The following is a 19757-nucleotide window of genomic DNA, read 5'->3' on the forward strand; positions in this document are numbered from 1 at the left end:
ACTCCGCTCGCATCCGCCGACCGGTCAACGTCCGTCGTCGTCGGGATCACCGACCGACGGTCTGCGACCGGTGGGCGGTCGATGCACGGGGTGTCGCGACCACTCGCCGCGGTCGGCGGCACCTGCGGGTCCGGTGGGCGGTCGGCGGACGGGAGGCACGGTGCGGGCCGGGAACGAGCCTCCCGTCCGGTGGACGGTCGCGACCAGGGCGCGTCCGCTCTCACCCCGCGTCGCCACGCGCCCGCGTCGTGGGCCGGCCGCGTCGTGCGCCGCCCGCGTCGTGGGCCGCCCGCGTCGTGGGCCGCCCGCGTCAGGACGCGGGGAGCGCGGACGCGGCGAAGGCGCGCACGGCGTCTCGCGCGGCGGGCGGGTCGAGCACGACGGCCCGCCCCGGCAGGCCGGCGACGAGACGCACCACACCGTCGAACCCCGCGGACGCGGCGAGCCGGATGCGCACGCGCCGATCGGCATCGGGCACGTCGGCGGTGTCCGCGAGGAAGTCCGCCACGAGCGGCAACGACGAGGCGTCGAGCTCCACGGTCACGATCACGTCGTCCGCGCTCTGCTGGAACAACGTGTCGGGGATAGTGACGTCGTCCGTCGAGTGCGACGCCTGGCGGTCGTCGACGCGCACGGCCGACATCCGGTCCAGTCGGAACGTGCGGAGCGCTGCACGATCGAGGTCCCAGGCGCGGAGGTACCAGTCCGTGTCGATGGACTCCACGCGGAGCGGGTCCACCGAGCGCGTGCTGCCCTGGGTTCGTGGCCCGGCGTAGTCGAACACGAGTCCACGGCCGTCGGACATCGCCTCCCGGATGGTGGCGAGCGTGGCGTCGTGGCGCTCCTGGCCGACGGCGACGTTCGCGGACGCTCCACCAGCACCGCGGGAGAGCTTCGCCATCAGCGCCCGGATGGCGTCGCGGTCGGCGGCTTCCGGCAGCGCGGAGAGGTACTGCAGGCCTGCGATGAGCGCAGATGCTTCTCGTGCGGAGAGCCGCGGGGAGTCGTCGATCGCCACGAGGTTCGTCAGCACGATCATGTCGTTCTGCTCGAAGTCGTCCCAGGCGATGTCGAACAGGTCGCCGTGCTGGTACTGCATCGTCTCGCCGGGGATCCCCGACACGGAGATGAGTTCCACCGCGCGGCGGATCCTGGTCTCCGGGACCCCGAAGTGCCGAGCGGCCTCGGCCACGGAGACCCGCTCGCGGTCGATCAGGTACGGCACCAGTGCGAGCAGGAACGCGAGCTTGTCCTGCGCCTGGAGCGGCTGGGGTTCAGCCACGGAGCACCCCTTCGCTGTGGTCGGCGACGAGGCCGCGGAGGCGGTCGAGCACGCGGTCGCGGACGTCCGCGGGTTCGAGCACCTGTACCTCTGGGCCGAAGGCGGCGAGTTCCTCGGCGAGGATCTGCGGGTCGACGTAGTGGAGCACCAGGACGCCGTCGCCCTGTGCGGTGGTGTCCCGCCGACGGCCGAGACGGCGTTCGGCATCCGACCCGGGGACGACCGCGATCGTCGCCGTGCGCTCGGACCAGAGCCGGTCGAGTTCCGCGAGGGTCCGCTCCCCCGCACCGGCGGGCGCCGGGTGGCGACCCGGCTCGTACGTCGTGACGGGACCGACGATCCGCGAGAGCAGGTAGTTCTTGTCGGAGTCCGTCGAGGGTTCGTGTGCGGCGAGCATCCACCGGCCGCCGTGCTGCACGAGCGCCAGCGGAGCGACATCGCGCCGTCGTGCTTCGTGTTCACCAGGGGTGATGTAGTCGAACCGGACGGCTGCCGCGCGGTCGAGCGCGGCACGGAGTGGTTCGAACGCGGCGTCCCGCGCGCGGAGCCGCGGAGCGTACGCGTCCATGCCGGTCGCGCCGGCACGGCTGTCGTCGTCACCGGCGGAACGGACCTTGAGGAGGGCTCGACGCGAATCGGACGACAGGGCCCCTTCGCGCCACGCCATCGCCGCGAGCGACAGCAGCGCGGATTCGTCCGGGGTGAACCGGACGTCGAGGGGCAGGTCGTACTCCCCCTTCGGGATGCGGTACCGCAGGGTCTGGTTGTTGCCGGACGATCCGGGGGTCTCGATGGTCTCGAGCGGGATACCGAGTTCGCGGACGTCGTCCTTGTCGCGTTCGAACTGGCGCTCGAGCGACGCGTTGTCCCCACCGGCCGCGAACCGCTGTCGGTAGCCCTGGACGTTCGTCAGGATCTCGGACTTCGTCAGGCCCGACTCGGTCGACAGCAGCGCGAGCACGAGGCTGAACAGGCGTTCTTCCGCCGGTACGCGGGGCACACGGGTGGCTGGCACGAGCCGATCCTACGGCAGCGCGGGGGCACCGGAGTGCACCCGCGCGCGGGTTCGTGGAGAGCGGACGAGCGTCGTCAGGACCGGGATCCGGGTCAGGACTTCATCGAGCCGAGTACGTCGATGACGTACGCGTAGGCCACACCCTGCTGGTGGACGATCGCGAGCACCTGGTCGCCGACCTTCCGGCCGACGAGCGCGCTGCGCACGCCTTCCTGGACCTGGCCCTTGGCGAGCGGCACGGTCTGGGCGCCGGTCCCGTCGGTCCAGCTCGACCCGGCGACCGTGGAGTCGTTCCCCCACGTGACGGCGGTGTACTTGATGACCGCGGTGTCCTTGTCGGTGAGCACCTCGCCGTGACCCTTGCGGAGCAGGTGGGTCTCGTCGGAGGAGGGGGCCGCGGACGACGGCACCGTGATGCCGGGGGCACCGTCCGGGGCCAGGACGACGGCGGGCATGCCGTCGCCGGCGAGCTGCGGGGTCCCGGTGGCGCGGGAGTCGAACGCCCGCTTGACGTCGATCACCGCGACGACGGCGTCCTCCGTCTTCTTGGTCGAGGTCGCGCCGCTCGACAGCGCACTCTGCGGCAGTGCCACCGCCAGCCGGTCGCCGACCTTCGCGCACTCGAGCGCCTTGCCGAGGGCACCGGCGTTCGAGGAACCCGCGGTGATCGGCGCGGTCGTGCCGGAGTACCCACTGGTCTGCGCGACCTTCCCGGTGGCGCCGTCGACGAGCGTGTACTCGATGAGGACCGGCGTACCGTCCCCCACCGTGCGGCCGTCGCCCTGCTTCAGGACCGAGACCTGGGTGCCCTTCGTGGTGAGCCCCGCGGGGATCGACACCTTCGGCTCCTTGCCGAACGCGCCCGACGCGGTGACGGACTCGGACGCGGCACCGGGAGCGTTGCAGCTCGACGGCGTCGTACCGGCTCCGCTCGACGCGCACGCCGTGAGCGACGCGGCCAGTCCGATGGTGACCAGGAGTGCGGGGATGGTGCGCACGGACCCTCTTTCCGTTCGATGCGGGGCGGGCAACGGTCGGTAGCCTACCGGTCGTCTCCAGCAGGATCGGACGCGTCCAGCACGCCGGCTCCTGCCGCGTCCGCGGCTTCGGCCGCCGCGACCTTCCGGGCCTGCGCCGCCGCCTGACGCGCCACCTTGCGGAGCTTCTTGTCGCTGGCGGACCGTTCGCCGACGGCGCCCGGCGTCCAGGCCTCGACGTCCTCGTCGGAGAACTCGGCCTTGCCTGCGCGTCGCTTCAGGTTCGGGAGGACCACACCGTCGGCCAGGCGGCGTGCCGTCACGAGGAACCCGGTGTGTCCGACCATGCGGTGGTCCGGTCGGACGGCCAGCCCCTCGACGTGCCAGGTGCGCACGAGCGTCTCGCTCGACTGGGGGTCGGTGAAGCGTCCGGTGTCGCGGAGCGCCTCCGCGGTGCGGCTCAGCTGCGTGACCGTCGCGACGTAGCAGACGATCAGCCCGCCGGGCACGAGCGCGTCGGCGGCCGCGTCGACGCACTCCCACGGTGCGAGCATGTCGAGCACGACACGGTCGACGCTCTGGGGTTCGGTGGCACCGGGGAGCTCCTCGACGAGGTCGCCGACGGTCACGCTCCAGTTGTCCGGCACGGCGCCGAGGAAGGTGCCGACGTTGCCACGGGCGATCTCGGCGAACTCGTCGCGGCGCTCGAACGACTGCAGGCGACCGGTCGGACCGATCGCGCGGAGCAGCCAGAGCGAGAGCGCACCGGAGCCGACACCGGCCTCGACGACGCGGGCCCCGGGGAAGACGTCGGCGAACGCGACGATCTGGGCGGCGTCCTTCGGGTAGACGATCGCGGCACCGCGCGGCATCGACATGACGTAGTCGTTCAGCAGCGGCCGGAGCGCGAGGTACTCGTCGCCCGAGCTCGCGGTGATGACGGATCCGTCCGGCTGCCCGATCACGTCGTCGTGCGCGAGCATCCCGCGGTGCGTGTGGTAGATCACGCCGGGCTCGAGCGACAGCGTCGTGAGTTTGCCCTTGGGGCCGGTGAGCTGCACCCGGTCGCCCGCGCGGAACGGGCCGCGCGGTGGGGTGTGCGGGGTGCCACCGGTCGTGTGCGGCAACCCGGTGGTGTCGGGGAGCTCGGCGTTCACCGCGCGACCTCCTCGGCGCCGGCGGCGGACCCGCCGGCGCGTGCGGCCAGCGCCGGCGAGGTGAGGGCCACGAGCCGATCCACGTCGACACCGGCGAGCGAGGTCAGGTAGACGTCGCCGGCAGTCTCCGGCAGCGGCACGATGTGTTCGACGGCGATCGTGACGGCGCCGGACGCGACGGCCGCGGCGACTCCGGTGGCGGAGTCCTCGATCGCGACGCATGCGGTGGCGTCGACGCCCAGCTGGGCGGCTGCGGTCAGGTACGCCTCGGGGTGGGGCTTCGGGTGCTCGACGTCGTCGCCGGCGACGACGACCCGGAACGGGTGGTCCGCCAGGGCGTCGGCGGCGACGAGGGCCATGTTGCGGCGGGACATCGTCACGAGCGCCGTGGGGATGCCACGGGCGTGCAGTTCCTCGATGAGCTCACGCGCACCGGGACGCCACGGCAGGTCGTCGTGCGCCAGCCGCTCCATGACGTACGAGGTCATCCACTGGACGATCTCCTCGACCTCCATGTCGACGCCCTTGTCCCGCAGGATCTCCCCCGAGCGCTCGAGGCCGCTCCCCACCAGGGAGAGACCGTCCTCGTGGGTCCACTCGGCGCCGTAGCGACCGGTCAGCTCCACTTGGGACTGCTGCCAGATCGGCTCGGTGTCGATGATCGTGCCGTCCATGTCCCACAGCACGGCTGCGGGCTGGACGAGGGCGAGGGGATGCGCGGTCACGGGCGACGAGTCTACCGGCGCACGCGGTCGCCGACGGCCCTGGGGCCTATTGTGGATGCCTGATCGTGTCCGGTCGGCTGTGGACGGTCCGCCTCCCGCGCCGACCCGCTCCACTCCACCTCCAGGAGGTCCGCTCCGTGCCACAGCACTCCCCCTTCAACGACGGCCGCCTGCTGGTCGTCGCGTTCGAGGGCTGGAACGACGCCGGGGAAGCCGCCAGTGGCCTCGCCCGGCGGATCGTCGACGCACTCGGGCTCGACGAACTGCGGGAGATCGACGGGGAGCAGTACGTCGACTACCAGTTCAACCGCCCGACCGTCGGCAGCGACGACAACGGCGTCCGCGGGATCCAGTGGCCGCGGATCGTGCTGCACGGCCCCGGCGACGTCGGACGCCCTGTCATCGGCGCGGCGGGTTCCCCGGCGGAGCGCGACGTCTTCGTGCTCGTCGGACCGGAGCCGTCCCGCACGTGGCGGGCGTTCTGCGCCGAGATCATCGACCTCGCCGACGTGTACTCCATCGACGCGGTGGTGTTCGTCGGCGCCATGCTCGCGGACGTCCCGCACACCCGTCCGATCTCGGTGTTCGTGTCGAGCGAGAACGCCGGCGTCCGTGCCGCGTTCGACGTCGACAAATCGTCCTACGAGGGCCCCACCGGCATCCTCGGTGTGCTCTCCGACACGATGGACAAGGCCGGGCTCACGACGTTGTCCCTCTGGGCCTCGGTCCCGCACTACGTGCACAACGCGCCGTCGCCCAAGGCCACGCTGTCGCTCCTGGACAAGATGGAGGAGCTCACCGACGTCACGGTCCCCCGCGGCACGCTCCTCGACGACGCGACGCAGTGGGAAGAGGGCATCGACGCCCTGGCCTCGGATGACGAGGATATGGCGTCGTACATCGAGCAGCTCGAGCAGGCGCGCGACACCGTCGACTCCCCCGAGGCGTCGGGTGACGCCATCGCGCAGGAGTTCGAGCAGTACCTCCGGCGTCGGGAGCGCAAGGACGGCAAGGACGGTCCCGGCCAGGCGGGCGAGGGCCCGTGGCGGCCCCCGCAGCCACCGCAGTAGGAGCGCGCGACGACGGACGGGAGGTGGGCCCCACCAGCCGGTACCGGCACACCGCGCCAGCGGGGTGACGGCCGAGCCTGGAGGGACGGTGCCAGCTGGCACCGAGCCTCCCGTCCGATTCGGCCCCCGTCCGGATCCCGCGCCCCGCCCGCCGCCCGCCGACTGGTCACGACACCCCGTCCGCCTCCGCCGACCGGTCACGAACTGTCGCTCGCGGGCGGCCGGAACGACGGATCGTGGCCGCTCGGCAGAGGTGAGCGGGGTGTTGTGACCGGTCGGCAGGTGCCGGTCGGCAGACGTGAGCGGGGTGTTGTGACCGGTCGGCAGGTACCGGTCGGCAGGTGCCGGTCGTGGGCGCGCGTCAGGCGATGCGGATGCCGAGCAGGGCGTCGACCAGGTCGACGAGCTCGGGCGTGCACCGGGTCCCGCCGGCGACCGCGGTGTCGACGGCCGCGACCGCACCCGGCGTGTCGAGGTCGTCGGCGACGCGCGCTCGGATGCGCGCGATGACGTCGTCGGCGTCGTCGGCGTGTCCGGCGCCCGCCGTCGCCCAGGAGTCCCAGGCCGCGAGCCGTCGGATGGCGCTCGACAGTTCGGCGTCGAACCACTCCCAGTCGTCCGAGTACCGGTGCGACAGGAGCGCGAGCCGGATCGCACGGGGATCGGCCCCGTCGTCGAGCAGGCCGCGGACCGTGACCAGGTTGCCGAGCGACTTCGAGATCTTCTCGCCCTGGTACGCGATCATGCCGGTGTGCACGTACGCATGTGCCAACGGCTGGTGCGCCAGCGCCGCAGCGTGCCCAGCACTCATCTCGTGGTGCGGGAAGACCAGGTCGCTGCCACCGCCCTGCACGCTGATCGGCAGCCCCAACCGGTCGCCGGCGATGACGCTGCACTCGATGTGCCAGCCGGGCCGCCCCTCGCCGAGCACGGTCTCCCAGCGCGGCTCCCCCGCACGGGCGGCCCGCCAGAGCAGCGGGTCGAGCGGGTCGCGCTTGCCGGCACGGTCGGGATCGCCGCCGCGTTCGGCGCACAGGGCCAGCATCGTCTCGCGGTCCATGCGGCTCTCGTCGCCAAGCGCCCAGGACTCGGTCGGACGGTTCACGTCGAAGTAGAGGTCGTCGCCGACAGAGTCGGGCGTCGGCACGCTGTAGGCGTAGCCGGTCTCCTGCAGGAACGCGACGGCCTCGGCGATGCGCTCGACCTCGTCGGTGACGGCCACGTAGTCGTCGGGCGGCAGGATGCGCAGGGCTTCCATGTCCCGGCGGAACAGGTCGATCTGCGACGCCGCGAGCTCCTGCCAGTCGATGCCGTCACGGGTCGCCCGCTCGAGCAGCGGATCGTCCACGTCGGTGGTGTTCTGCGCGTACTCGACGTCGAGCCCGGCGTCGCGCCAGGCCCGGCCGAGCGTGTCGAACGCCAGGTACGTCGCGGCGTGTCCCAGGTGCGTGGCGTCGTAGGGGGTGATCCCGCAGACGTACAACGCCGCACGGTCGTCACCGCGGGTCGGGTCGACGGGCTTCCCGGTCGCGGTGTCGTGCACGACCGGACGGGGTCCGGTCCCGCCGACGTCGGGGACGGACGGGGCCTCCCAGGCCCTCACGGCTGGATCACTCCGAGCGACAGCAACACGATGAGAACAATACCGAGTGCGATGCGGTAGTAGACGAACGGCATGAAGCTGCGCTTGCTGATGTAGTTCATGAACGCCGCGATCACGACGAACCCGACGACGAACGCCACCACGGTCGCGATGACCGTGTCGGCCACGCCGAAGGGCGCGCCGGTGTCGTTGAGGCTGGTCGCGGCCTCGTACAGGCCGGACAGGAAGACCGCCGGGATCGCGAGCAGGAACGCGAAACGCGCGGCTGCGGCACGGGTGTAGCCGAGGGCGAGCCCCATCGAGACGGTGGCCCCGGAGCGCGAGACACCGGGAACGAGAGCGAGCACCTGTGCGATGCCGATCAGGATCCCGCCCCCGAAGGTCATGTGCTCGATCCGTCGTTCCTTGCGGCCGATGCGGTCGAGCACACCGAGGACGATGCCGAACACGATGAGGACGATCGCGACGATCCAGAGCGACCGGAAGGTGGTCTCGATGGAGTGTTGCAGCAGGAGTCCGACGACGCCGATCGGGATCGTGCCGATGATCACGAGCCAGCCGAGTCGCACGTCGGGGTCGTTGCGCGGGACCCTGCCACCGAGCGCCCCGAACCAGCGTTTGACGATGCGCGTGATGTCCCGCCAGAAGTAGATGAGCACCGCGGTCTCGGTCCCGAGCTGCGTCACGGCGGTGAACGCGGCACCCGGGTCCTGCGCGTCCGGCAGGAAGAGTCCGACGATGCGCAGGTGTGCGCTGGAGGAGACGGGCAGGAACTCGGTCAGTCCCTGCACGAAGCCGAGGAAGATCGCCTCGAGGATGTGCACTGGCGCGGCCTTTCGGGTCGTGGTCGCCGGTGGCGACCCGACAGCATATCAATACGACGCGAGCAGGTCCCCGAGGACACGACGACCGAACGCGAGCGAGTCCAGCGGCACGCGCTCGTCGACACCGTGGAACATCGCCGGGAAGTCGACGCCGGCCGGTAGTTGGAGCGGCACGAAGCCGTAGCCCGCGATGCCGAGGGTCGACAGCGCCTTGTTGTCGGTCCCGCCGGACAGCAGGTACGGCAGCACCGGCGCACCCGGGTCGTGGCGGCCGAGGACGTCACGGACGGCGTCCACGAGCGGTCCGCCGAGGTCCTGCTCGAGACCGATGTCGCGGAAGGACATCACGACCTCGACGTCGTCGCCGGCGAGCTCTTGCACGCGCTCGAGGACCGTCTCTTCGTCGCCGGGGAGGCACCGGATGTCGATGAGTGCCTCGGCGGCGTCGGGGATGACGTTGTGCTTGTACCCGGCCTGCAGCACCGTCGGGTTCGACGTCGTGTGGAGCGCCGCGTGGATGAACCGGGACGCGGACCCCGTCGCGAGGGCCACCTCGTCCGGGCCGGTCACCGCGGCGTCGACGCCGAGGAACCGTGCGACCTCGGCGACCATCGCCTCGGTCGTGGCGGACAGTCGGACGGGCCACTCCTCGCTGCCGATCCGGGCGACGGCCGCTGCGAGCTTGGTCACGGCGTTGTCGCGGATGACGTGCGAGCCGTGCGCCGCGGTGCCCTTCGCGACGAGCTTGATCCACATCAGGGCCTTCTCGCCGGTCTGCAGCAGGTAGGCGCGGCGATCACCGAGCGTGATGGAGTAGCCACCGACCTCGCTGATGGCGGCCGACGCTCCGGCGAACACCTCGGGGTGCTCGGACACGACGTGGTGCGAGCCGAGGACTCCCCCGGCTTCCTCGTCCGCGAAGTACGCGATCACGAGGTCGCGCTCGGGTGCCCCCTGCGCGGCGATCACGTCACCGAGGGCGGTGAGCATCATCGCGTCCATGTTCTTCATGTCCACCGCGCCGCGGCCCCACAGCATGCCGTCCTTGACCACGCCGCCGAACGGGTCGACGCTCCAGTTCGCGGGATCGGCCGGGACGACGTCGAGGTGGCCGTGCACGACGAGCGCCGGCTTGCTGCGATCACGCCCGGGGATGCGTGCGACGACGCTCACCCGGTCGGGCTCCGACTCGAACAGCTGCGGCGTCGCGCCGAGCTCCTGCAGCTTGGCTTCGACGTAGTGCGCCGCTTCCGTCTCGCCCTTCGAACGGCCCTCGCCCCAGTTCGTGGTGTCGATCCGGATGAGGTCCCTGGCGATCGCCGCGGTGGCTTCGAGCTCGGTCGTGGTGGCCGCGGGATCCGTCGTCATGCGCCAACGCTATCGGGCACCGCTGACTCACCGGAACTCGCCGTCGCCGGAGGACGCGCCCGGGATGCGCGCCCGTGTTCAACGTGCGTTCAGAGCCGTGCTAATGTCTTCTCCGGCAGCAACGCCGGGGAAACCCACCGGAGCGGCCGACAACTGAAACGAACACCTGTCCGGGTGGCGGAATTGGTAGACGCGCTAGCTTGAGGTGCTAGTGCCCGTATTAGGGCGTGGGGGTTCAAGTCCCCCCTCGGACACGCAGTGTTGAGACACGCGGCGAACGGCTCACCTTCGGGTGGGCCGTTCGGTTTTGCGCGCCCGTTTGGTTCCTCCGTACCAGTCGTTGCGTCCGCAAGGAGCGACAGAGTCGCTGTCGTACGACAGCGGGTACGTCGCAACGGCGCGCGTGCAACTGTTGCGCCCGCAAGGAGCGACAGGGTCGCTGTCGTACGACAACGGCCTGGTCGTTCCGAGTCGGGAGGGTGCGCGGCCAACGGGACCAGCAGACGGACGGGAGGCCCGGTGCCAGCTGGCACCGGGCCTCCCGTCAGTTAGGCAGTCGCTACTTCGTCGCGTCCACGAAGGCGCGGCGCGGGTCGGTCTCCTTGATGAGCGAGGTCGCGTCGCGACCGGAGACCGCGCCGGTCACCCAGCCGATGACGATGCGCGCCTTGCGGTTCAGGGTCGGCATCGCGTAGACGTGGTACGCCCGGTGTGCGAGCCATGCGAGGAGGTTCGTCATCTTGATGCCCTTGATGTTCGCGGCACCCTTCCCGACGCCGTACGAGGCGACGGTCCCGATCGACGGGTGGCGGTACTCCTCGAGCGGCTTGCCCGTGATCGTCGCGACGACGTTGTCCGCCGCCACGACGGCCTGGCGCACGGCGTTCTGCGCGTTCGGCGGGTAGTACGCCGGCTGCTTGTCCGCGGTGAGGTCGGGGACCTGCGCGACGTCGCCGAGACCCCAGACGCCCGGGACGACTTCGTGCGTCTCCTCGTTCTCGACCTGGAGCTTTGCGTTGGCGGCGAGGTGCCCCTTCGGCCCGCGCGGCAGGTCGGAGGCGTCGAGGAGCGGGTTCGGCTTGACGCCGGCGGTCCAGACGAGCAGTCCGGTGGCGAACTCGTCACCGTCGGAGAGCTTCACGACGCCGCCCTCGCAGCTCGGCATGGTGGTCTTCAGGCGGACGTCGATGCCGCGGGCGCGGAGGGACTCGAGGGTCCACTTCGACAGCTCGGGGCCGACCTCGGGTGCCACGCGGTCGAGCGCGTCGATGAGCACCCAGCGCGGCTGCTCCCCCGCGAGCGACGGGTAGGTCTTGATCGCGGCCTGCGAGACGTCGAACAGCTCACCGATCGCCTCGACGCCGGTGTAGCCGCCGCCGATGAAGATGCTGGTCAGGAGCCGGCGACGCTCGTCCTCGTCACGGGTCGCCGCAGCCTTCGCGATGTTGTCGAGCAGCTTCGCCCGGACGTACGCCGCCTCTTCCACGCTCTTGAAGCCGACACCGACCTCTTCGAGTCCGGGGGTCGGGAAGGTCCGCGTGACGGAGCCGAGCGCGACGACGAGCTGGTCGTAGCCGAGCGTGCGGTCGTCGCCGCCGGCCGTGGCGATCGAGACGGTCTTGTCGGCGGACGAGATCCCGGTGACCTTGCCCTGGATCACCCGGGTCTTGCGCAGCGCACGACGGAGCTCGACCGTGACGTCCTTCGGCGCGATGTGACCGCCGGCGACCTCTGGCAGGAACGGCAGGTACGTGTAGTACGTGTTCTGGTCGACGAGGGTGATGCGCATCGGGACGGTCGCGGCGTGCTTCTGGAGCTGCTTGACGGTCGTGTAGCCGGCCGAGCCGCCACCGAGGACGAGGACGTGAGGGATGGAGTCTGCCATTCCTCCGGTCTACTCGATCTGACCTTGCTGCGTCATGTACGCCGCGCAGAATGCCGAGATCCGGTCGAGATCAACGACGACCGTCGCGCAACCGCCACCACGCCGTCTCGGCGAGGTCGACCCCGAGGTACACCCCGTGCGCGGTCCGGCGCGACTCGGTGAGGCTGAAGCGGCGGAGACGGTACCCGCCACCGAACCGGTCGATGATCGCCTCGGGAGAGGACTCGACCGTGCGCTTCACGAGCCAGGTCCGGTCGTCGACGGCGACGATCACGCGCGCACCCGGGTCACCGGCGCCCGCCGATGCGGGAGCGCAGCAGGTCGATGCGTTTCTGGATCTGCTCGATGCTGGCCTGTGCGACGGCCGGTCCCCCGCTGATCCGACGGAGTTCCGCGTGGATGGCGCCGTGCGGCTCGTTCGAGTGCCTGGACCAGATCGAGACGAGCCGCTGGAGCTCCGACCGCTGTTCCTTGAGTGTCATGTACATGGGCCGGTTCTCGGGCGCTGCCGCCTTCGGTTGGCCGTCCTTCACGGCGCGACCCTTGGATCGCTTCGCTTGGGTGGCCTGCCGCGCACGCAGCAGGTCGCGCACCTGGTCGGGTTCGAGGAGCCCGGGGATCCCGATGAAGTCGAGTTCCTCCAGCGAGCCGATCTCGCCACCGGTGCCGAACTCACCGCCGTCGTAGAGGACACGGTCGAACGACGCCTGCGAGTCGAGGGCCTCGAACGGCTGCAGGTCGAGGAGGCTCTCCGAGGCACGCTCTTCCTTGTTGGCCTCGGCGACCATCGCGTCTTCCGGGTTGTACATCCCGTCGTCGGCGTCCTTCGGGCGGTCGAGGGCGTGGTCGCGCTCGAGCTCGAGGGTCGCGGCGAGGGCCATCAGCCCCGGGACACTCGGCAGGAACACCGACGCCGTCTCCCCACGGCGACGTGCACGCACGAAGCGACCGATCACCTGCGCGAAGAACAGCGGCGTGCTCGCGCTGGTCGCGTACACCCCGACGCAGAGCCGGGGGACGTCGACGCCTTCCGACACCATCCGGACCGCGACCATCCATCGCGAGGTGTCCGCGGCGAACGCGCCGATCCGGCTCGACCCCGCCGCTTCGTCGGAGAGGACGACGGTCGGGCGCTCCCCCGTGATCTGCTGCAGGATCCTGGCGTACGCACGCGCGGTCGTGGTGTCGGTCGCGATGACCAGGCCGCCGGCGTCCGGCACACCGCGCCGGACCTCGGTCAGGCGCTTGTCGGCCGCCGACAGCACCGCAGGCATCCACTCGCCTTCCGGGGAGAGGGCCGTGCGCCACGCCTGCGCCGTGATGTCCTTCGTGACCTGCTCGCCGAGGGATGCCGACATCTCGTCGCCCATGCGCGTCTTCCAGCGCATCTGGCCGGCGTACGCCATGAACAGCACGGGACGGACCACGCCGTCCTGCAGGGCGCGTCCGTAGCCGTAGTTGTAGTCGGAGATCGACGTGCGGATGCCCTGCTCGTCAGGGGCGTACTGCACGAACGGGATCGGTGCGGTGTCCGAGCGGAAGGGCGTCCCGGAGAGCGACAGACGCCGAGTGGCCGCGCTGAACGCCTCCCGGATGCCGTCCCCCCACGTGAGTGCGTCCCCACCGTGGTGGACCTCGTCGAGGATCACGAGCGTGCGCCCGCCCTCGGTGATCTTCTTGTGGACCTCGGGGTTCATGCCGACCTGGGCGTACGTGATCGCGACGCCCTGGTAGTGCCGGCCGAACATGCCGTCGCCGTTCTTGAACATCGGGTCGATGCGGATGTTCACGCGGTCGGCGGCGTCCGCCCACTGACGCTTCAGGTGTTCCGTCGGCGCGACGACCACGATGCGGTCGACGGTGCCCCTGGCGAGCAGTTCGGTCGCGAGCCGGAGCGCGAACGTCGTCTTGCCGGCACCAGGCGTCGCGGCCGCGAGGAAGTCGCGCGGTTCGGTCTCGAAGTACTTGGTGAGCGCTTCGACCTGCCAGGCGCGGAGCTTCGACGCGGTGCCCCATGCCGCGCGGTCCGGGAAGGCCGGCGAGAGGTGCTCCGCCGCGGCGTTGCCCGCGATCTCGGCCAGTTCGGCCGGCGCGAGTTCGCCCGATGCCGATCGGGCCTGCCCGAGTTCCTCCGACGGCGCCGTGGCCTGCTCGGTGTCGAGTCCGTCGGCCGCGGCGTGCTGCTGGTGTTCGTACTCCGCTGCGCTCACTGTCCCCGATTCTACCGTCACCCGATGTCCTGTCGGGCGTGCGGAGGTCGTTGCTCGGGCGTGCCGCGGACCAGCGACGCCGGGCGGAGCACGCCGGCGCCGAAGCGGGCCGTGACCGCGTCGACGGTGGTCTCGGTCTCACGCCACGGCGCGTCGTCGTCCCACAGCGCGTTGCTCGCCGCGGTCGGGACGAGGTTCTCGCCGCGGACCCCGATGAGCCGGATGCGGTTGCCCGGCTTGTGCAGCACGTCGTACAGCTCGACGGCTTCGCGGTGGATCCGGCGGGCCACGTCGGTCGGCTCGGCGAGGGTCCGCGAGCGGGTCACCGTCGTGAAGTCGGTGTAGCGGACCTTGAGGGCGATCGTGCGGGCCTGGACGTCGGCACGGCGCATGCGGACGGCGACCTTCTCCGCCAGGCGCAGGAGTTCCCGAGCGACGGCGTCGCGGTCGGTGAGGTCGGTGCCGAAGGTGACTTCGTGCCCGATCGACTTCTCGCCGACGGCCGTGTCGACCACGCGGGGGTCACGCCCCCACGCCAGGTCGTGCAGACGCTGCCCACCGGCAGGGCCGAGCGCGGACACGAGTGAGCCGAGCGGCGTGGTCGCCAGGTCGCCGACGGTGCGGATGCCTCGGCGCTCGAGGATCTCCTGCGTCTTGCCGCCCACACCCCACAGCGCGGACACCGGCTGCGGGTGGAGGAACGCCACGGTCTCGGCTTCGGGGACCACGAGGAGCCCCGCTGGCTTGGCGCGGCTGGAGGCGAGCTTGGCGACGAACTTCGTCGACGCGGCACCGACCGAGCAGTGCAGCCCGGTCGCCTCGAACACGGCGCGGCGGATCGCGGTGCCGATCTCCCACGGCGTGCCGTACATCCGGACGGCCCCGGCGACGTCGAGGAACGCCTCGTCGATGCCGAGCCGTTCGACCCTGGGGGTGAATCGATCGAAGACGTCCATCACCGCCTCGGAGTTCGCCCGGTACTTCTCGAAGTGCGGTTCGACGATGATCGCGTTCGGGCAGCGGCGCTTCGCGACGGCCATCGGCATCGCCGAGTTCACGCCGTACTTGCGGGCTTCGTAGGTGGCGGCCGTGACCACCGAGCGGTCGGAGTCGTGCCCGACGATCACCGGCAGCCCGCGGAGGTCCGGCCGGTCGAGCAGTTCCACCGAGGCGAAGAACGCGTCCATGTCGACGTGCAGCACCGTCGCCGTCAGGTCCGCGACCGGTTGGTCGGAGACGAGGCGGTTGCGTCCGTCCTGCTTGCTCACACCGAGATGGTGCCACCGACCGCCGACATCGGCGTCGAGGCGTCGCCGACGACCGTCATGCCGACCCGCTCGGCCAGCAGCGCGAGCGACTCGTCGATGCGACCGAGCGCGTGCACGCGGTCCCGCAGCGCGTCGCCGTCCGGACCGTCGGGGAGTGACTGCGCCACGTCCTCGAGCCGGTCGGTGATCCGGGCCCAGACGCCCTCGGCAGCGGGACCGGCCACGACGCGGTCCGACAGCGTGTCCACGGACGCGGCGAGGTGTTCGGCCGCACCGCGCAGGGTTGCGGGGACGACCGCCGGGGCCGCACCGGGCCTCCCGGCCAGCTCCCGCGCGAACGCCGCAGCCGCCTGCAGCGAGGCGCGCATCCGTGCGTCGGCGCGCGCCGGTCCGCCCGTCGGGAACCGCACCATCGGCTTCAGGACGCTCTCGAGCTGGTACGTCGCGTTGTCGACGGCACGGGAGCGGGAGCGCAGGTCGAGCCGGTCCGACCGGGAGGCCGTGGTCCCGTCCGCCTCGTCGCCGTCGTCGGTCGCGTCCGCGTCCACCCCCACGGTCGCCAGCACGAAGGCCCGCACCGCCACGAGCTGCCGGCGGACGGCACGACGGACGACGCTGCGCGTCGCGAGCGGCAGCACCACCAGGCTGACCAGGATCGCGATGGTCGCGCCGAGCAGGTTCTCGGCGAGGCGCATCGGGATGAGCGCGTCGGTGAAGGTGCCCGAGTAGTCGTAGACCTGGCAGAGCACGACGACGAGGCACGCCGCCCAGACCGCGTACAGACCGCCGAACCCGTAGGTGCCGACGGCGAGCAGCACGCAGACGATGACCATCGTGACCCAGGGGTGGTCGGTGCCGAGGACGTGCACCAGTCCGATGCCGACCGCACCGCCGACGATCGTCCCGACGCCGCGGTGGATGCCTTTGCGGACACGCTCCGGGGTGGTGTTCGTGCCGGCGAGGACGATCATCACGCCGATCACGCCCCAGTAGAAGCGACTGCCGTCGAGGAGCAGGGCGAGTGGCTCCGTGATCGCGACGGCGATCGCCGCGTGCACCGCGGTCCGGAGCGACGCCGTCATGTGGAACCGGCGCCACGGCCCCTCGGCGATCTCGTCCGCGACGACCGGCACGGCGCCGACCGGGCGGCCACCCGCGAGGATCACCGGGGACGCGAACGGCACGCCGTCGCCCGCGCGGGGCAGCTCGTCGCGGAGTTCCCGCCAGCGCAGCCCGGCCGTCCGGAGGTCCGCGAACTCCCGGCCCATCCGCTGCACGAGCACCGCGGTCCGTGAACCCCGGTCGGCAGCGGTCGCCGTGATCGCGAACCGGGCTCCGAGCGTCCGCCCGGCGTCGTCCCCGGCGCTGCCGCCGTGCCGGAGCACCGTCGTGAACGCCCGGAGCGCTGCGTGCCGGACGTCCTCCGGCGCGCCCTGCTCGACGAGGGCCGCTGCGGCACGACCGAGTTCGTCGATCGCGAAGTGGGTGTCGAACACGAGTCGGTGCAGCTCGTCGGCCGTACCGTCGACGCCGCTCGCCGCGAGCATGCCGTCGACCGTCAGCGCGATCTCGTGGTACTGCGCACGCCGGTGCCGGAGCCGCCGGAGCGCGCGAGCACGACGGCGCGGTTCGTCGGCGGTCGCGAGGGCGGCGGTCGCCGCCTCGAGCACGTCCGACCCGCGCGCCACGAAGCCGCGCCGTGTGCGCATCAGGGAACGGTACGGGTTCGGACGGAGGAACGCGGTCCGGATCACGATCGTCACGGCGAGGGAGCCGGCGACGACGATCGACAGTGGCAGCACCGCCGTCTCCGGGAGCGGCAGCAGCAGCCCGCACAGGTACCCGGAGAAGGCCACGATGGCGGCGTCGGACGCCCACTTCCCCCACTGGAACGCCAGGAACTGCACGAAGAGCAGCACGACGATGAGCACGAGTTCGACGATGCGGAACGGGTGCAGCGCGATGCTGCCGGCCAGGGCGACGACGAAGGGCACGATGACGGCACCGGTGCGCCCGGCGACGCGTCCGGCGCTCGGGTCGACGATGACCAGGCACGTGATGAACGCCGGCATCGCGCCGATCATCAGCCCGAGGATCGCTGGCAGCCCGAACCCGAGGGCGATCGCGTACCCGACGGCCATGCCGGCCGGGACGCAGAGCAGGGTGCGGAGGGCGCCCTCGCTCTTCACGAAGCCCGGGTCGAGGACGAGCAGGCGATCCCACAGGCGCTGGCGCCGGGTCCGACGCCGTGGGGGTGTCCGGTGCGTGGGTGCGGAGCGGCCGCGCTCGGTCCGTTCGATCGTCGCGTCCGTCGTGCTCGTCACCTGGCGCATCGCCTCCTGCGGGGAAAACACCAATAGTACCGCATCTGAACTACTTTGCTGACGGGGGTCCGAGCACCTCGGTCGCGATCGTGCGCGCGGCCGAGTCCCGCGAGGACGGGTGGTACTGCCCGGCCCGCACGTCCCTGGCCAGCCGCGCGAGTTCGCTCGACGCCCGGTACGACCCGCCGCCGACGACCCGCATCGCCTCGTCCACGACGGACTGGGCGGCGTCCACCGTGCGGGCCTTGGTGCCGACGAGGAGCGGGAACCACCGGGGCCCGTGGTCCTCGAGCTCGTCCACGTCCCGAGCCAGGGCGTCCACCTGGAGCGCGACGGCGTCGACCGTCCCCCGCATGTCCGCGATCGCCCGGCGCACGTCCGGGTCGTCCGCACGCGACGTCCCGTCCATCCCCCGCCGGTCGTGGACCCGCTCCACCGCGAGGTCGAGCGCCCGCGTGGCGATCCCCACGTACACCGACGCGACGAGCAACTCGAACGCGGCGAACACCCCGAAGACGAGCGGGTCGGCGGTCGGCCCGACCGGCAGCGACCGCACGATCCGGTCCGCGGGCACGTGGACGCCCTCGAGCAGGGTCGTCCGGCTCTGCGTCGCCCGCATGCCGAGGGTGTCCCAGTCGTCGAGGTGCCGGATGCCCCCGTCGGCACGGAGGGCGAACCCGTGCACCAGTCGCGGCTCGTCGCCCGTCGAGTCCTTGCCGAAGACGCTCAGCACGTCCCACGCTGGTGCCAGCGACGTGGAGACCTTCGTGCCCGTGAACCGGTAGCCGCCCTCCCCGTCGGGCGCAGCCTCGGTCAACGAGTCGAAGAGCACACGGTCGTTGCCGGGTTCGCTGACCCCGAAGGCCAGCAGCCGGTCCGCCGCGGCGTGGTCCGTGACGGACTGGAGGAACGACTCACCACGAGCGGACACGCTGCGGGCCGCCTGCACCCAGACCTGGTGCATGCCGAGGGCCAGCGCCGTCGCCGGCGCGGCCCGGGCGATCTCCCGCTGGACCGCAGCAGTCGCGCGCAGACCGAGCCCGCTGCCGCCGTCCGCGATCGGCACCCCGATGCGCAGGTACCCGGCCGCACGGAGTTCGTGGAGGTCCTCGGTGCAGAACGCGTTCTCGGCGTCGTACCGTGGCGCGCGCTCCGCCAACCGCGCGAGCAGGTCGTCCGGAACGGTCCACGGCTTTGCCTTCGTCATGGCACGAGACTATGTTCCGAGGCGTGTCAGATCGTCATCCGTGGTCCAGGTACGTCGCGATCGGTGACTCGTTCACCGAAGGGCTCGGAGACCCGGACCCCACCGTGCCGGGTGGGTTCCGCGGATGGGCAGACCGGGTCGCCGAGGTCCTCGCCCACCAGACCGACGACTTCGCGTACGCCAACCTCGCGATCCGCGGACGCCTGCTCCAGCAGATCATCGACGAGCAGGTGTCGGACGCGCTGGCGCTCGGGCCGGACCTGATCACGATCTCCGCCGGCGGCAACGACATCATCCGCCCGGGCTCGGACCCCGACGAGATCGCCTCGCGCTTCGACCAGACCGTCGCCGCCCTGCGACGCGACGGCGCGACCGTCGTCATCTTCACCGGCCCGGACGTCGGCATGACCCCGGTGCTCGGGCTCGTCCGTGGCAAGGCGGCGATCTACAACGAGCACCTGCACGCCATCGCCCTCAAGCACGGCGCGCTCGTCGCCGACATGTGGGCGCTCCGGGTGCTCCGCGACTCACGCATGTGGGCGCCCGACCGGCTGCACCACTCCCCCATGGGCCACGCGACGATCGCCGCGGCCGTGCTCGACACCCTCGGGGTGCAGCACGGACTCGAGCCGTTCAACCCGGAGCCCCTCGCCGCGCGGCCCTGGCGCGAAGCCCGCGCCGAGGACCTCGGCTGGGCGAAGGAGTACCTCGTGCCGTGGGTCGTCCGCCGCATCCGGCACACCTCGTCCGGCGACGGCATCAGCCCGAAACGCCCGGAGCTGCAGACGATCGTCGAGCACCGGAGCGACACGCCCTAGCGCCTCAGCAGCTCTGGACGAGCC

16 protein-coding genes and 1 tRNA gene are annotated in these 19757 nt (G+C 71.5%); 3 read left to right on the forward strand and 14 right to left on the reverse strand.

The features are described from left to right. Positions 1–310: 310 nt before the first annotated feature. The 5 genes from AAEP80_RS12705 to AAEP80_RS12725 form a co-directional block, all read right to left on the reverse strand. A complete protein-coding gene (locus tag AAEP80_RS12705) occupies positions 311–1282 on the reverse strand; it encodes a helix-turn-helix transcriptional regulator (protein WP_420364681.1) in 972 nt (323 codons plus the stop codon). Continuing rightward, the gene (locus AAEP80_RS12710) at positions 1275–2297 is read right to left on the reverse strand and encodes a helix-turn-helix transcriptional regulator (RefSeq protein WP_420364682.1); all 1023 of its coding nucleotides are present in this window, start codon (positions 2295–2297) and stop codon (positions 1275–1277) included. Before AAEP80_RS12710 ends, AAEP80_RS12705 begins: the two co-directional genes overlap by 8 nt. Positions 2298–2389: 92 nt before the next feature. Then, on the reverse strand, positions 2390–3295 hold the full coding sequence (locus AAEP80_RS12715) for an FKBP-type peptidyl-prolyl cis-trans isomerase (RefSeq protein ID WP_420364683.1): 906 nt from the start codon (positions 3293–3295) through the stop codon (positions 2390–2392). Positions 3296–3339: 44 nt separating this feature from the next. Next, positions 3340–4401 (reverse strand): tRNA (adenine-N1)-methyltransferase, encoded by a 1062-nt coding sequence (locus AAEP80_RS12720; protein WP_420366864.1) that lies wholly within the window; start codon positions 4399–4401, stop codon positions 3340–3342. A 26-nt stretch (positions 4402–4427) separates the two neighbouring features. Further along, positions 4428–5156: an HAD family hydrolase gene (locus AAEP80_RS12725; protein ID WP_420364684.1), complete on the reverse strand. Its 729-nt coding sequence runs from the start codon at positions 5154–5156 to the stop codon at positions 4428–4430. Positions 5157–5293: 137 nt separating this feature from the next. Between AAEP80_RS12725 and AAEP80_RS12730 the strand changes: the two genes are divergently transcribed. Continuing rightward, positions 5294–6226, forward strand: coding sequence for a PAC2 family protein (locus tag AAEP80_RS12730; RefSeq protein ID WP_402728772.1), 933 nt, complete (start codon positions 5294–5296; stop codon positions 6224–6226). 361 nt (positions 6227–6587) lie between these two features. On the opposite strand, the gene mshC is transcribed toward AAEP80_RS12730, so the two are convergent. From mshC to AAEP80_RS12745, 3 genes are read right to left on the reverse strand one after another with little or no spacing between them, the layout of a single operon-like run. Further along, entirely contained in the window at positions 6588–7829 is a 1242-nt protein-coding gene (gene mshC / locus AAEP80_RS12735) for a cysteine--1-D-myo-inosityl 2-amino-2-deoxy-alpha-D-glucopyranoside ligase (protein WP_420364685.1), read from the reverse strand. After that, positions 7826–8653 (reverse strand): undecaprenyl-diphosphate phosphatase, encoded by an 828-nt coding sequence (locus AAEP80_RS12740; protein WP_420364686.1) that lies wholly within the window; start codon positions 8651–8653, stop codon positions 7826–7828. Before AAEP80_RS12740 ends, mshC begins: the two co-directional genes overlap by 4 nt. A gap of 48 nt (positions 8654–8701) precedes the next feature. Further along, the gene (locus AAEP80_RS12745) at positions 8702–10021 is read right to left on the reverse strand and encodes a M20/M25/M40 family metallo-hydrolase (RefSeq protein ID WP_420364687.1); all 1320 of its coding nucleotides are present in this window, start codon (positions 10019–10021) and stop codon (positions 8702–8704) included. Positions 10022–10189: 168 nt separating this feature from the next. Here AAEP80_RS12745 and AAEP80_RS12750 point away from each other — a divergent pair. After that, positions 10190–10275, forward strand: a tRNA-Leu gene (locus AAEP80_RS12750). A 305-nt stretch (positions 10276–10580) separates the two neighbouring features. On the opposite strand, the gene AAEP80_RS12755 is transcribed toward AAEP80_RS12750, so the two are convergent. The 6 genes from AAEP80_RS12755 to AAEP80_RS12780 all read right to left on the reverse strand — a co-directional run bounded on the left by AAEP80_RS12755 (position 10581) and on the right by AAEP80_RS12780 (position 18915). Further along, entirely contained in the window at positions 10581–11906 is a 1326-nt protein-coding gene (locus AAEP80_RS12755; protein ID WP_402728776.1) for an NAD(P)/FAD-dependent oxidoreductase, read from the reverse strand. Between the two features lie 70 nt (positions 11907–11976). Next, the gene (locus AAEP80_RS12760; RefSeq protein WP_420364688.1) at positions 11977–12180 is read right to left on the reverse strand and encodes a hypothetical protein; all 204 of its coding nucleotides are present in this window, start codon (positions 12178–12180) and stop codon (positions 11977–11979) included. Positions 12181–12193: 13 nt separating this feature from the next. Then, positions 12194–13987, reverse strand: a complete 1794-nt coding sequence (locus tag AAEP80_RS12765; RefSeq protein WP_420366865.1) for a DEAD/DEAH box helicase — start codon at positions 13985–13987, stop codon at positions 12194–12196. A 146-nt stretch (positions 13988–14133) separates the two neighbouring features. Next, positions 14134–15384 (reverse strand): DNA polymerase IV, encoded by a 1251-nt coding sequence (gene dinB / locus AAEP80_RS12770; RefSeq protein ID WP_420364689.1) that lies wholly within the window; start codon positions 15382–15384, stop codon positions 14134–14136. Beyond that, positions 15381–17708 carry an FUSC family protein gene (locus tag AAEP80_RS12775; protein WP_420364690.1) on the reverse strand — a complete coding sequence of 776 codons (2328 nt, stop codon included), beginning with the start codon at positions 17706–17708 and terminating at the stop codon, positions 15381–15383. Before AAEP80_RS12775 ends, dinB begins: the two co-directional genes overlap by 4 nt. Positions 17709–17757: 49 nt before the next feature. Then, on the reverse strand, positions 17758–18915 hold the full coding sequence (locus tag AAEP80_RS12780) for an acyl-CoA dehydrogenase family protein (RefSeq protein ID WP_420364691.1): 1158 nt from the start codon (positions 18913–18915) through the stop codon (positions 17758–17760). A gap of 23 nt (positions 18916–18938) precedes the next feature. On the opposite strand from AAEP80_RS12780, the gene AAEP80_RS12785 reads away from it, so the two are divergent. Continuing rightward, a complete protein-coding gene (locus AAEP80_RS12785; protein ID WP_420364692.1) occupies positions 18939–19733 on the forward strand; it encodes an SGNH/GDSL hydrolase family protein in 795 nt (264 codons plus the stop codon). The last annotated feature ends 24 nt before the right edge of the window (positions 19734–19757 follow it).

The organism is Curtobacterium sp. L3-7 (genome assembly GCF_048756585.1).
Lineage (GTDB): Bacteria > Actinomycetota > Actinomycetes > Actinomycetales > Microbacteriaceae > Curtobacterium.

Excerpts from the sequence above, each read along its gene's own strand:
- AAEP80_RS12745 (WP_420364687.1), bottom strand. The coding sequence starts at position 10,021 with ATGACGACGGATCCCGCGGCCACCACGACCGAGCTCGAAGCCACCGCG.
- AAEP80_RS12755 (WP_402728776.1), bottom strand. The coding sequence starts at position 11,906 with ATGGCAGACTCCATCCCTCACGTCCTCGTCCTCGGTGGCGGCTCGGCC.
- AAEP80_RS12780 (WP_420364691.1), bottom strand. The coding sequence starts at position 18,915 with ATGACGAAGGCAAAGCCGTGGACCGTTCCGGACGACCTGCTCGCGCGG.